Here is a 12,412-nt window from a genome sequence, read left to right on the forward strand (position 1 = left end):
TGTCACCGGACGCGAGCCCCGAGCTTCGAATGTGCCGCCGCTGCCTCCGCTGCCTCCGTTTTCGATGATTTGCATGATGGCCAGAGACGCTTCCCGCGATCGGCTCAAGCGGTCATGCTTCGATGCCGTGCGCCTGACGAATCTACTAATAGCCGAATACCGATGAAAACGCCATAGGGTTCGTGAGCTTCCGCAGAGCGTGCGTTCGTGTCGATTCCTGAAACGCTGAATGACACCGTGAATGCTTTCTTGTCCGAAGTAAATGGTCTGCGCACGGGCGAGGATCGCGCGTCGCGCGCCGTGCGCGTTGATCGTCGCGCGCGGCTGTCCTAGACTGGAACGCAGTGCTGGCCACTGCGGCTGCATCCGGCAGGAGACAAGCCCATGCTGCACCCGCGACCGTTTCAGCGTGAGCTGTCGAGAGAGCTGCTCGATGTGTTGATCCGGGTCGGCCTGATCGCGGTGCTCGCGGTGTTCTGCTTTCGCATCTTCGCGCCGTTCCTCAATCTGATGATCTGGGCGCTGATCCTCGCGGTCACGCTGTATCCGCTTCAGACGATGTTGCGACGCCGCTTCGGCGGCCGCGACGGCCTCGCCGCGACACTGATCGTGCTCGTTGCGTTCGCCGTCGTGCTCGCGCCGACGTGCCTGCTCGCGCTCGCGCTCGCCGATTCCGTGGAGCACGCGCTCGCGGTCATCCGCAGCGACAGCATTCACATTCCGCCGCCGGATGCATCGGTGGCGAAGTGGCCGCTCATCGGTCAACGTGTGTTCGATTTCTGGCTGCAGGCGTCGACCGATCTCGTCGGCGTGCTGCGCCGCTTCGCGCCCGAACTGAGAGTCGCGGGACGCACCGTGCTCGGCACCGTGACGGGTTTCGGCGCGGGGCTCGTGATCTTCTTCGTTGCGCTGATCGTGGCGGGCATCGTGATGGCGCATGGCGAGAAGGGGCATCGCAACGCGCTGCAGATCGCATCGCGCATCTCCGGCGCGGACAACGGGCCGCGCATCGTCGAGCTCTGCACGAAGACGATCCGCGCGGTGGCGCAGGGCGTCGTCGGAATCGCCTTCATTCAGACGGTGCTCATCGGCGCCGCGTTCGTGCTGATGAAGCTGCCGGGCGCGGGGCTGCTCGCGCTCGCCGTGCTGCTGATCGGCATCATGCAACTGCCCGCGACGCTCGTGACCGGGCCGGTCATCGTGTTCGTGATCGTCACGGATGGCCTCAACGCCGCGACCATCGTGTTCTCGGTGTACGTGTTCATCGCGGGACTTGTCGATAACGTGCTGAAGCCGCTGCTGCTCGGGCGCGGCGTGTCGGTGCCGATGCCCGTCGTGCTGATCGGTGCGCTCGGCGGCATGGTGACGAGCGGCGTCATCGGGCTTTTCATCGGCCCCGTGATGCTGGCGGTCGGCTATCAGCTGTTCTGGCGATGGGTTCGGCAGGACCGGGAAGCCGTGTCGGCGGCGGAGTCGTCGGGGCCGTGATGCGACGGCGTGTCAGCGCATCGCGCCTGCGAGATCGGCCGCGCCCAGGCCGACGATCAGATCGATCTCGCCATTCGCCAGCGGCTGCGTGACGGGAACGCCCGCCGACCGCAGCGCGGCGGCATCGATGCGCGCGGGGTCCGCGAGCCGCACGCGCAGGCGGGTGAGCGCGAGGGCATCGAGCGTGCCGATGTTGCCCGCACCGCCGAGCGCCGCGCGAATCTGCTGCGCGCGCGCCGACAGGTCCGCCATCGCGGGCGCCGGGGATGCAGCGGCGGCTGCAGTCGCGGTGGCAGGCGGCGCGGCGGCGGCATCGGCGGGCGCGAGATCGGCCTCGTTGCCCGCCGTCTTCAGATACTCCTGCATGTCCGTCTTCATGTTCTCGGAGAGCGGGCCGAAGATCGCCTGCACGCCGTTGCCCACTCGCAGCACGCCCGCCGCGCCGAGCGCCTTCAGCCGCGCATCGTCGACGAGCGCGGGATTCGCGACGGAGATGCGCAAGCGCGTGATGCACGCGTCGAGGCTCGTGATGTTCGAGCGTCCGCCGAACGCGAGCACGAGGTCGCGCGAGCGGCCGCCGGGGCCGGCCGCCGCGCCGGTCGCGGCGGCGTCGGCGGTATCGTCTTCACGGCCCGGCGTCTTCAGATCGAAGCGCGAAATGAAGAAGCGAAACACGCCGTAGTAGATCACTGCATAGATCGGACCGAGAAAGAAGACGTACCACGCATGCGTCGACTTGTTGCCGATGAGATTGAACATCAGAAAGTCGATGGCGCCCTGCGAGAACGTGAAGCCCATGTGCATGTTCAGCGTATTCGCGACGAACTGCGCGGATGCTGCGAGACACGCGTGAATGAAATAAAGCACCGGCGCGACGAACAGGAACGCGAACTCGATCGGCTCGGTGATGCCCGTCAGAAACGACGTGAGCGCCGCCGACACCATCATGCCGCCAACCGCAACCTTCTTGTCCGGCTTCGCGCAATGCCAGATGGCGATGGCCGCGGCGGGCAGTCCGAACATCTTGAAGAGGAATGCGCCTGCGAGAATGCCCGCGGTCGGATCGCCGGCGAAGAAGCGGTTGATATCGCCGTGCACGACCTTGCCCGTCGCCGGATCGAGGAAGCTGCCGGCTTCGAAGAAGAACGGCACGTTCCAGATATGGTGCAGCCCGAACGGAATCAGCAGACGTTCGACGAAACCGTAGATCGTCGCCGCCATGCGCGGATCGGACACCGCCGCCCAGTGCGAGAACGCCTTGATGAGCCCGCCGATGGGCGGCCAGACGACCGAGAGGATCGCGCCGAGCACGATCGCGCCGATGGCCGTCACGATCGGCACGAAGCGCTTGCCCGCGAAAAAGCCGAGATACGGCGGCAGCGAGATCTTGTAGTAGCGGTTGAACATCCACGCGGCGAGCCCGCCCGCGAGAATGCCGCCGAACACGCCGGTCTGGATCGACGGAATGCCCATGATCGTGTCGGTGTCGACGCCTTGCGCTTTCGCGATCACGCCGAGCGTCGCCGTCATCACGAGAAAGCCGATGGTCGCGGCGATGCCCGATACGCCGTCGTTCTCGGTGAAGCCGAGCGCGACGCCGATTGCAAAGATGAGCGGCAGGTTCGCGAAGATGACATCGCCCGCATTGCGCATCAGCGCGAGCACGATGGCGGGCACGTGGCCGTGGAAATCGGTCGCGCCGAGGCCGAGCAGCAAGCCCGCGACCGGCAGCACGGCAACGGGCAGCATCAGCGACTTGCCGACTTTCTGCACCACGCCGAAGGCATTCTTGAACATGGCGGTCGCTCCGGTTCTAGGCGGCGTAGGGTGCGAGACGCGCGCGGACTTCGGCGGCGGTGCCGAGCGCGAGGACATCGGCTGCGAGCGCGCGGGCTTCGTCGAGAGTGAGGCGCGCGAGCTGCGCCTTGATCGAGCCGACGGCGGGCACGCTGACCGACAGCTCGTCGATGCCGATGCCGACCAGCACCGGCACGGCCATCGCGTCGGACGCGATGCCGCCGCACACGCCGACCCACGCGCCATGCCGATGCGCGCCCTCGACGGTCATCTGCATCAGCCGCAGCACCGCCGGATGCAGCGCGTCTGCCTGCCGCGCGAGCTTCGGATGACCGCGATCCATCGCGAGCGTGTATTGCGTCAGATCGTTGGTGCCGATCGAGAAGAAGTCGACTTCTCGCGCGAGCGGCTCGGCAATCAGCGCGGCGGCGGGCACTTCGATCATCACGCCGACCTTCACCTCGCTCGCGCGATCGCCCGCTTCCTCGCGCAGAAGCTGCCGCGCCGCGCGTACTTCTTCGATCGTCGTGATCATCGGAAACATCACATGCAGCTTGCCGATGGATGCAGCCCGCAAAATGGCGCGCAGTTGCGTGCGGAACATGTCGGGACGGTCGAGACTCACCCGCACGCCGCGCAGGCCGAGGAACGGGTTGTCCTCGTGCGGCAGCGGCAGATAGGAAAGCGGCTTGTCGCCGCCCACATCGAGCGTCCGCACGACGAGCGTGCGTTCGCGGCCGAGCGCTTCGGCCACGGCGCAATAGGCGGCGGCCTGTTCGTCCTCGTCGGGGGCGGTGTCGCGGTTGTCGAACAGGAACTCGGAGCGCAGCAGACCGACGCCTTCCGCGCCCGCCGCGACCGCGTCGCGGGCTTCCTGGGCGTTGCGGATATTCGCGACCACTTCCACGCGATGACCGTCCGCCGTCACCGCGGGCTTCGTCGCGGCGAGCCGTTCCTGTTCGCGCCGCGCCGCCTGCCGCGCGATGCCGTCGCGTGCGCTCTGCAGTTCGGCGGCGCTCGGATTGCGCCGCAGGCTGCCGCGCGAACCGTCGAGCACGACGGGCGTGCCGTCGGGGAGCTGCAGCGCGTCTTCGTCGATGCCGCAGATGGCCGGAATGCCGAGCGAGCGCGCCAGAATGGCGACGTGGCTCGTCGCGCCGCCGGTCGTCGTGCAGAAGCCGCGCACCTTCTCGCGGTCGAGCGACGCCGTATCCGATGGCGACAACTCTTCGGCGACGAGGATCGAATCGGCCGGCACGCCGATGCGGGCTTGTTTCACGCCGGCGATGAGCGCGAGCACGCGGCGTCCGACATCGCGGATATCGCTGGCGCGTTCGCGCAGCAACGCATCGTCGAGTGCTTCGAGCGTGGCTGCCTGCTTCTGGAAGGCCTCGCGCCAGGCGAAGGCCGCGCTCTTTCCGGCGCTCACGCCTGCAATCGCGAGATCGTTGAGATCGGGATCGTCGAGCAACTCGAGATGGGCGTCGATGATCTGCGCCTTCGGGCCGCTCAGCTTGAGCTTGAGCGCTTCGATCTGCTGGCGCGCGTCGTGCAGGGCGGTGTCGAGCCGGGCGCGCTCGCGCTGGGGCGATTCGCCCGTTTCGGCGACGTCGATCACTTCCTGGCGGAACTGCACGATGGCGCCGACCGCGATCCCCGGCGACGCCGAGACGCCCGTGAACTCGTTCGCGTCGGTGCGCGCCGCGCGCAGCACGTCGGGCGCGGGCGGCGCGTTTGCGGCGGCTGACGCGGGAGCGGGCGCATCGCCGGCTTTCTCGCCGGAACCGGCGGCGAGCAGGGCCGCGAGCGCGGCGGCGGCTGCGCCGGCATCGGGACCGGTGGCTTCCACGCGCACCTTGTCGCCCATGCGCGTGACGAGCTTCATGATCGATACGACCGATTTCGCGTTGGCGCTGTCGCCTCCGCGCACGAGACGGATATCGGACTTGAACTTCTTGGCTTCGCTTGCGACGACCGCCGCGGGCCGCGCGTGCAGCCCCGCCGGATTCGGCAGCGCGACTTCATCGGAAACGGCGGCGCTGCCCGTTTCATCGCCCGGTGCGCCCCGCGTACTGCCGACGAACTCCACCGACAACGCGACGTCCTTGCCGGCTGTGACGATGCCGGTCGCGGGTTCGTAGCGCGTCACCAGTTCGCCGTTGGCGATGACCATTTGCGTGAGGAGGCTCACTGCCTTCGCGCCGACGAAGAGCGGATCGAAGCGGATCAGCGGCTGACCGGTGGCGACCGTGTCGCCTTCGCTCACGAGCGGCGTGAAGCCTTCCCCGCGCAGCATGACCGTGTCGAGCCCGATGTGGATCAGCACTTCGATGCCGCTTTCGCCCGTCACGGTGACGGCGTGCGCGGCGCGGTGAAGCTGGGTGATCTTGCCGGCGAGGGGCGCGAGCAGTTCGTCGGAGACCGGGTCGATGGATACGCCGTCGCCGACCATCTTCTCGGCGAAGACCGGATCGGGCACGGATTCGATCGGGACCATGACGCCTGTGAGCGGCGCCATCAACGCGACCCGCGTCAAACGCTGCGGAGCTTTCATGGGAACGACTCCTTGGCCGCGGACGCTTGGAGGTCGCGGACCTGAGACGTGCTGAGCGATGCCTGCAAAGTGCTTTCACGATCCTGAGTCGAATCATAGGCAAAAGATTCGTGTTTTGCGCATCGAATGCGTATAACGTAGGGATCGATTTCCTTTCGCTTCGATGTGCTTTCGGTTTCGAAGGAGCCAGACATGCAAGCATCCGACATCATGACGACGTCCATCATTTCTGCGAGTCCTGAAATGTCGGTGCGCGACGCGGCGGGGACGATGGTCTTTGCCGGCATCAGCGGAATGCCGGTTATCGACGAGGAAGGCAAGCTGCTTGGCATCGTCACGGAGGGCGATCTCATGCATCGCGCGGAGCTCGGGACGGGGCTGAAGGATCGCGCGTGGTGGCAGGAGACGCTGCCGTCGGCGCGCGACATGGCGAGTCAGTATGTGAAGGAGCACGCGCGGAAGGTGAAGGACGTCATGACGACGGATGTCGCGACGATCACGGAGTCGTGTCCGATCGGCGACATTGCGGATCTGTTCGCGCAGCGGCATATCAAGCGGGTTCCCGTGATGCGCGATGGCCGCGTGGTCGGCGTGATCAGCCGGGCGAACCTGATTCGCGCGCTGGTGACGCGCACGCCTTGTCCGCCGGATGCCGGCGAGTGCAACGATGCCGCGTTGCGCGATGCGGTGCTGCAGGCGATGGAAGGGCATCCGTGGGCGATGGCGCGCGAGAGTGTGGTCGTCGAGCAGGGGACCGTGCACTTATGGGGCGCGGTGAAGAGCGCGGAAGAGGGGAACGCGCTGAGGGTCGCGGCGGAGAATGTGGCGGGGGTGCGGGGAGTGGTGACGCATTTTGGGGAGGGCGACGATGTTCAGCGGTAGCGTTGCGATGGCATGGCCACCGTCGAGGATTGCATAGCGTCGTTTCGCCGCCGAAACGAAAGGCGCGGCCGATGAGATGAATCGGCAGGATGGAGCCGTCGCTTGCTCACCCTTTCTCGTTGCGATGCTGCGAGCCGGTTCATGCCGGCGGATCGACTCCGATCCCCGCGCTTTCCGTCCACCGGAATGAGAAGCCCTGTGGGTTAAACGCTATTCCGTCGCGCCACTCATCCCGCGATAATCAACCGTTTCCGCCCGCACCGCCCCACCCCCATGCCCCCCCGAATCGACGACGAAATCACCTTCCGCAAGCTCGAAGTCCTGCTCGCGTTCATGGAGACCGGCAACCTTGCCAAGGCCGCCGAAGCATTGAACGTCAGCACGGTCAGCGTGCATCGCGCGTTGCATTCGCTCGAGCAGGGCGTGCGCTGCGCGCTCTTCCGCCATGAAGGCCGCAATCTCAAGTCGACGGAAGCCGCCCAGATGCTCGCCGACGTCGCGCAGGAAGTCATCACGCTGATGTCCGACGGCATCCGCGCGACGCGGGAAGCCGCCGGCTATTCGTCCGACCGCCTCAAAATCGGCTCCCTTTATTCGCTGACCATTCGCACCGTGCCGGGCATCGTCGTCGATATCAAGGTGCGCAGGCCGACCCTGCAAGTCGAACTCGTGCTCGGCTCCAACGAGATGCTGATCGACAAGCTCAAGCGCAGCGAAATCGACGCCGCCCTGATGGCCCTGCCCGATGCCGAAACCGAAGTGGAATCCATCCCGCTCTTCGAAGACGACATCTTCTTCGCCGCGCCCGCCGGATCGCCCTACGCCAAGCAGGAAGCCGTCGATCTGCGCGACTGCCGCGACGAAACCTTCGTCTCGCTCGGTGAAGGATTCGCCACGTATCACGGCTTCGTCGAGGCGTTCCGCGTCGCGGGCTTCGAGCCGAACGTAACCGTGCGAACCGGCGACATCTTCTCGCTGATGAATCTCGTAAGCGGCGGCGTCGGCTACACGCTCCTGCCGGGACGCGTGCGCGGCGTCTTCGGCGACAAAGTGCAGTTCATCCCGCTCAAGCCGCAATACCTGATGCGGCAAACCATCGGCGTCAGCTTCCTGCGCGCGCGGGAACGCGACCCGAACCTGCTCGCGCTGATGGCCGTCTGCCGCCTGCGCACGCGCAACCTCGATTGAGCGTTCAACGCTCGTCGCGCGCGCGTTCCCTGTCGATGAGCGCGTCCACATTGTCGAGCGATGTCTCGCTGCAACTGACAGCGATGCCTTGCGCGAACACGTCGGCCGCCAGCCGCGTCAGCACGTTTGCAGGCGGCATTTCCACGGCCAGCCGCGCGCCGCGCTCCCACGCGAGCCGCATCGTGTCGTGCCAGCGCACTTGCCGCGCCATGTTGCCGGCCAGATCGGCGGCGATGCGCCCGCCGTCGAACAGCGGCCTCGCGGCGCTGCTGCTCAGATAAACGATGCGCGGCGCGCGCACATCGACCGGCCGGAAAGCATCGGCGAGCGCGGCGGCGGGTGCATCGAGCAGGGCGCAATGCGATGGCACCGCCACATCGAGCCGGTCGCTGCGTTGCGCGCCGCGTTCGATGGCGATGGCCGCGAGACTTTGCATCGCGGCATCGCTGCCGGCGACGACCATCTGCGTCGGCGTGTTGATGTTCGCCAGAAAGACAGGCTCGGCGTCGCTATTAACTTGCGCGATCAGCGGTTCGAGCGCCCGCTGAGTCAGACCGACGATCGCCGTCATTCCGAAGCCGCGCGGATAAGCCTCTTCCATCAGCCGGCCACGCAAGGCAACGAGCCTGAGCGCGTCGGGATACGTGAGCGCGCCGGCAATCACCGCTGCGGGATACGCGCCGATCGACAGCCCCGAAACCATGTCGGGTTCGTGACCGCGCGCCTGAATGACCCGCGCCTGAGCGACGCCCGCTATCAGCAGGCAAAGCTGCACGGAGACGGTGGAGCGCAGCGCGGCGGAATCGTCGAGAGCACGCGCATCGCAGCCGAGGGTATCGCTTGCTTCTTCGAGCGTGCGCGCGGCTTCGCGATCATCGGGCAACGCGTGCAGCATGCCGGCGCGTTGCGAGCCCTGGCCAGGGAACGTGAAAAGCACGCTCATGATGTCCACGGGTCCGCAACGAGCTTCGGCCCGCGACCCGTCTTCAGCATCACGCGCCCGGCCCGCCCGGTCCACTCTGCAAGTGCGAAGCCGCCGTGACCGGTATCCACCTGCATGTCGATGCGTGCAGGCGCGGCCTGCAACAACGACAGCAACGCGCGCGCGTCATCGCGCGGCAACGGTCGGTCCGCACGCAGCAGCAAGTCGAGGTCGCTGTCCTCTCGCAATGTGCTCACGCCGCTTGCAAGCGCGAAGCCGACGCTGCCCGTCACGCCCCACGTCAATGCAAGTGCATCCAGCCGGGGCGCGATGAAGGCGAGGGCGCGCATGCACGGCAGGTTCGCGAGCGCGCCGTCTGCATCGAGCCATCCGCGTGCTCGGGCCAGTGCTTCCGGCGTCACGCATCGCGCGATGCGTTCGACGTTCACGAAGGCCGCGAAGCGCTCGTTGCGCGCGTGCCCGCGCAGACCGACGGGCACGACGCCGCGCTCCGCCGCCTCCCGCCGCACGACGGCCGGCGCGACCGACAGCCACTCGCGCGTAGCCCACGCAGGCATCGCCGATGTCGCCACGATGTCCTCCGGTGCTTCGACCCACACGAGATCGTGCGGGCGGGGCGCTTCACGATGGATCGACACTGCGGGTCTCCCGATGCCTCACGCGCCGACCAGCGCTTTCGTCGCGAAGAACAGCAGCGACGGCCCGAGCAGGCAGCCTACGCCCGTATGGAACGTCGCGATCAGCGCGCCGTACGGCACGAGCCGGCGATCCGTCGCGGCGAGTCCCGCGCTGACGCCGCTCACCGTGCCGGCGAGTCCGCCGAAGATCATCGCGGAGCGGGGCGTCCTCAGGCCCATGAAGCCGGCCGCGAGCGGCGTGCCGATCATCACGATGATCGCCTTGATGAGACCCGTCGCGATGCTGAGCGCGATCACGTCCGAACTCGCGCCGATCGCCGCGCCCGTCACCGGACCGACGATATACGTGACCGCGCCCGCGCCGATCGTCGTCATGCTGACGGCGTCGGTGTAGCCGAACGCATGCGCGACGCTCGCGCCGACGATGAAGGGCAGCACCGTGCCGAGCAGCAGCGACACCACGCCGATCATCCCGGCCTTGCGCGCTTCGGTCGCCTGCACTTCGAAGGCGGTCGCGACGATGGCGAAGTCGCGCAGCATCGCGCCGCCCATCAGGCCGACGCCCGCGAAGAGCGGCAGGTCCGCAAGCCCCTTCTGGCCCGACGTGAACACGCCGCCGAAGTAGGCCAGCACGAGCCCGATCACGATGGCGATCGCCGAGCCGTGCACGCGCCCGAACGTCAGCTTCCTCGAGATCACCGACGACACCCACATGATGAGCCCGACCAGCGCGAACGCCGTGACGAGACCGTTGTGAATCAGAACCTTATCGATCATTTGGAACATGGCTGTCTCCGGCGTTCAGATTTCTTCGAGCTTCGGGGCATTGGCAAACGACGTGCTGTCGCGGCCCGTCCGTGAGAGCACGGCGATGCAGCCCGCGCACGCGATCACCGCGCCCAGCGCCGACAACAGCGCGACCGGCCCGCCCTTGAGCGCGGCGACGACGTTCTGGTTCGCCGCCATCGCGACGACGACCGGGATGTACATCGCGCCCCAGAAGCCGACGCCCGCTTCCGTTTCCTTCGGCAACAAGCCCTTCTTGTGCAGATAGAGCCGCAGGAAGATGAGCAGCAGCATCGCGATGCCGACGCCGCCCACGTTCGTTTTCACGCCTATCGCGGCGCCGAGCAGATCGCCCAGAAAAAGTCCCGCCAGATGGCAGAACGCGAGCAACGCAGTTCCGTAGATGATCATTTACCGTCTCCTGAAATTGACTGACTGGCTTCTGACGAGCCGATGTCCGAAGTTGCGATTAGCGCCAGGCCTCGCGCAGCTTGCTGCGCACCGTGGCCGACGCCGCCCGGTGCGGGCTGCCGAGCCGGCTTTCGAGTCCGCGCGACGGATCGGCGCGAATGTCGTCGAGCGCGGCCTCGAGCGCGGTCTCGACCATCGACTGATCGGCGGCCGTGGGGGCATCGGCGTTGGCGGGCGAGAGCAGCTTCCAGAGCAGGCCGAGCGACGCGTAGTTGTCGATGTCATACGCCATCGGCGGAACGTGCGCCGTGAACGCTTCGAGATCCGCGACGGTGCGCAGGGTCACGCGCGCGGCGGATTCCTTGCCCATCGCGTGAACCATCACTTCGCGGTCCGCGAGCGCGATCAGCCGGTTAGCCTGATAGCCGTGCGCGAGAAACGCGCCGGACATCGCGCCGCCGACGATCAGCCCGATCACCGGATGCCCGGCGAGACGGGCGCTCGCGTAGGCGTCGGCGGCGGCGGCGAGCGCCTGATGAATGCCGTAGGCCTCTTCGCGACGCCCATACGCCTGGCTCGGGACATCGATCACGGCGACGATCGCGCGCTTGGCATCGCTTGCTGCGTCCGCATCGATGACTTCACGCACCGCGCGCGCCAGTTGCCATCCTTCGATCAGTCCGACTTCGCCGTTGCGTGCGCACGGAAACGGGTTGTCCGGGTCCGGCACCACCGCGATGAAACGCGCAGGGCGGTCGCCGATGCGCGCATCCGCCACGCGCACGGACGGCGGATAGCCCGGCTGCAACGGTGCGCTGCGGGTCAGCGCGTCGAGCCAGACCGCGCCGCGTTTCGAAAGCTCTCGTGTGCTCATGATGCGAATCCCTTGCCAAAGATGGCGGCTGCCTGTTGCGGCGTGGCTTGCGCGGCCGTATCGATCTGGTCGAGCCGCTCGATGAAGCCGGCCACGCGCTCGCTGCGGCACGCTGCGGGGCGGCCGGCGCGCAACAGGTCGATGACGGCGGCGCGGATCGCATCGGCGTCGTCGGCGGTGAAGACATCGATCAGTCCGGTGCGATGCCGCTGCTCGCAGCCGGTGAAGCTCCAGATCGTCGGGCGGTCGCGCGAGTCGAATTCGGCGATACCGGCTTCCTGCTCGATCACGGCCGGTCCGTTGAGCCCGAGCCGCGCCTCCCGCGTGCCGATCAGATAGCTGCACAGGCCGGCGGCGATCGACATGCCGCCGTAGCATCCGATGGGACCCGCCGTGATGCCGATCACCGGCTGATAGCGCCGCAAGTCGACGATGGCCGCGTGAATGTCCGCGATGCCCGCGAGCCCGAGATTGGCTTCCTGCAAGCGCACGCCGCCGGTCTCGAAGAGGATGACGGCGCGCGTCGGGATGCCGTTGCGATTGTCTTCGGCTGCGAGTTCCAGACTGCCCGCGATCTTCGCCGCCGATACTTCGCCCATGCTGCCGCCCTGAAAGCCGCCGTCGATGCCGAGCACCACGGCGGGCTGACCGTCGATCGTTCCTTTCGCGACGACCGCGCCGTCATCCGACTGCGTGACGATGTTCTGCCGCGCGAGCCACGGCGACGTCACGCGTTCGAAAGGATCGAGCAGTTCGGTGAACGTGCCTTCATCGAGCAGCTTCTTCGCGCGGCTGCGTGCATCGAGTTCGATGAAGCTCTGGCGTTCGAGCAATTGCTGTGCGTCCATGAT

General features: G+C 67.1%; 11 protein-coding genes. 3 read left to right on the plus strand and 8 right to left on the minus strand.

Going from position 1 to position 12,412, the window contains the following annotated elements:
* Positions 1-384: 384 nt before the first annotated feature.
* Positions 385-1,488 carry an AI-2E family transporter gene (locus P9220_RS24015; RefSeq protein WP_309768297.1) on the plus strand — a complete coding sequence of 368 codons (1,104 nt, stop codon included), beginning with the start codon at positions 385-387 and terminating at the stop codon, positions 1,486-1,488.
* A 12-nt stretch (positions 1,489-1,500) separates the two neighbouring features.
* Here P9220_RS24015 and ptsG read toward each other — a convergent pair whose 3' ends face one another.
* Together ptsG and ptsP are read right to left on the minus strand one after the other, a co-directional pair.
* Positions 1,501-3,285 (minus strand): PTS glucose transporter subunit IIBC, encoded by a 1,785-nt coding sequence (gene ptsG / locus P9220_RS24020; protein ID WP_309768298.1) that lies wholly within the window; start codon positions 3,283-3,285, stop codon positions 1,501-1,503.
* A 16-nt stretch (positions 3,286-3,301) separates the two neighbouring features.
* A complete protein-coding gene (ptsP, locus tag P9220_RS24025) occupies positions 3,302-5,839 on the minus strand; it encodes a phosphoenolpyruvate--protein phosphotransferase (protein ID WP_309768300.1) in 2,538 nt (845 codons plus the stop codon).
* A gap of 192 nt (positions 5,840-6,031) precedes the next feature.
* On the opposite strand from ptsP, the gene P9220_RS24030 reads away from it, so the two are divergent.
* Positions 6,032-6,721, plus strand: coding sequence for a CBS domain-containing protein (locus P9220_RS24030; RefSeq protein WP_309768301.1), 690 nt, complete (start codon positions 6,032-6,034; stop codon positions 6,719-6,721).
* Between the two features lie 273 nt (positions 6,722-6,994).
* Positions 6,995-7,909 carry a LysR family transcriptional regulator gene (locus P9220_RS24035; RefSeq protein ID WP_309768302.1) on the plus strand — a complete coding sequence of 305 codons (915 nt, stop codon included), beginning with the start codon at positions 6,995-6,997 and terminating at the stop codon, positions 7,907-7,909.
* Positions 7,910-7,913: 4 nt separating this feature from the next.
* On the opposite strand, the gene mdcH is transcribed toward P9220_RS24035, so the two are convergent.
* From mdcH to P9220_RS24065, 6 genes are read right to left on the minus strand one after another with little or no spacing between them, the layout of a single operon-like run.
* The gene (gene mdcH, locus P9220_RS24040) at positions 7,914-8,852 is read right to left on the minus strand and encodes a malonate decarboxylase subunit epsilon (RefSeq protein WP_309768303.1); all 939 of its coding nucleotides are present in this window, start codon (positions 8,850-8,852) and stop codon (positions 7,914-7,916) included.
* Positions 8,849-9,490: a malonate decarboxylase holo-ACP synthase gene (locus P9220_RS24045; protein ID WP_309768304.1), complete on the minus strand. Its 642-nt coding sequence runs from the start codon at positions 9,488-9,490 to the stop codon at positions 8,849-8,851. Before P9220_RS24045 ends, mdcH begins: the two co-directional genes overlap by 4 nt.
* Positions 9,491-9,508: 18 nt before the next feature.
* Positions 9,509-10,276: a malonate transporter subunit MadM gene (gene madM, locus P9220_RS24050; RefSeq protein WP_309768305.1), complete on the minus strand. Its 768-nt coding sequence runs from the start codon at positions 10,274-10,276 to the stop codon at positions 9,509-9,511.
* Positions 10,277-10,291: 15 nt separating this feature from the next.
* Complete coding sequence (gene madL / locus P9220_RS24055) at positions 10,292-10,687, minus strand: malonate transporter subunit MadL (RefSeq protein WP_309768306.1); 396 nt, start codon at positions 10,685-10,687, stop codon at positions 10,292-10,294.
* Between the two features lie 58 nt (positions 10,688-10,745).
* Complete coding sequence (mdcE, locus tag P9220_RS24060) at positions 10,746-11,561, minus strand: biotin-independent malonate decarboxylase subunit gamma (protein WP_309768307.1); 816 nt, start codon at positions 11,559-11,561, stop codon at positions 10,746-10,748.
* Positions 11,558-12,409 carry a biotin-independent malonate decarboxylase subunit beta gene (locus tag P9220_RS24065; RefSeq protein ID WP_309768308.1) on the minus strand — a complete coding sequence of 284 codons (852 nt, stop codon included), beginning with the start codon at positions 12,407-12,409 and terminating at the stop codon, positions 11,558-11,560. The genes mdcE and P9220_RS24065 overlap by 4 nt, the downstream gene beginning before the upstream one ends.
* Positions 12,410-12,412 lie beyond the last annotated feature (3 nt).

It is taken from the genome of Caballeronia sp. LZ016 (assembly GCF_031450805.1).
Taxonomy (GTDB): Bacteria; Pseudomonadota; Gammaproteobacteria; order Burkholderiales; family Burkholderiaceae; genus Caballeronia.

Excerpts from the sequence above, each read along its gene's own strand:
- P9220_RS24030 (WP_309768301.1), top strand. The coding sequence starts at position 6,032 with ATGCAAGCATCCGACATCATGACGACGTCCATCATTTCTGCGAGTCCT.
- mdcH (WP_309768303.1), bottom strand. The coding sequence starts at position 8,852 with ATGAGCGTGCTTTTCACGTTCCCTGGCCAGGGCTCGCAACGCGCCGGC.
- ptsP (WP_309768300.1), bottom strand. The coding sequence starts at position 5,839 with ATGAAAGCTCCGCAGCGTTTGACGCGGGTCGCGTTGATGGCGCCGCTC.
- P9220_RS24065 (WP_309768308.1), bottom strand. The coding sequence starts at position 12,409 with ATGGACGCACAGCAATTGCTCGAACGCCAGAGCTTCATCGAACTCGAT.
- mdcE (WP_309768307.1), bottom strand. The coding sequence starts at position 11,561 with ATGAGCACACGAGAGCTTTCGAAACGCGGCGCGGTCTGGCTCGACGCG.
- ptsG (WP_309768298.1), bottom strand. The coding sequence starts at position 3,285 with ATGTTCAAGAATGCCTTCGGCGTGGTGCAGAAAGTCGGCAAGTCGCTG.
- P9220_RS24035 (WP_309768302.1), top strand. The coding sequence starts at position 6,995 with ATGCCCCCCCGAATCGACGACGAAATCACCTTCCGCAAGCTCGAAGTC.
- madL (WP_309768306.1), bottom strand. The coding sequence starts at position 10,687 with ATGATCATCTACGGAACTGCGTTGCTCGCGTTCTGCCATCTGGCGGGA.
- P9220_RS24015 (WP_309768297.1), top strand. The coding sequence starts at position 385 with ATGCTGCACCCGCGACCGTTTCAGCGTGAGCTGTCGAGAGAGCTGCTC.
- madM (WP_309768305.1), bottom strand. The coding sequence starts at position 10,276 with ATGTTCCAAATGATCGATAAGGTTCTGATTCACAACGGTCTCGTCACG.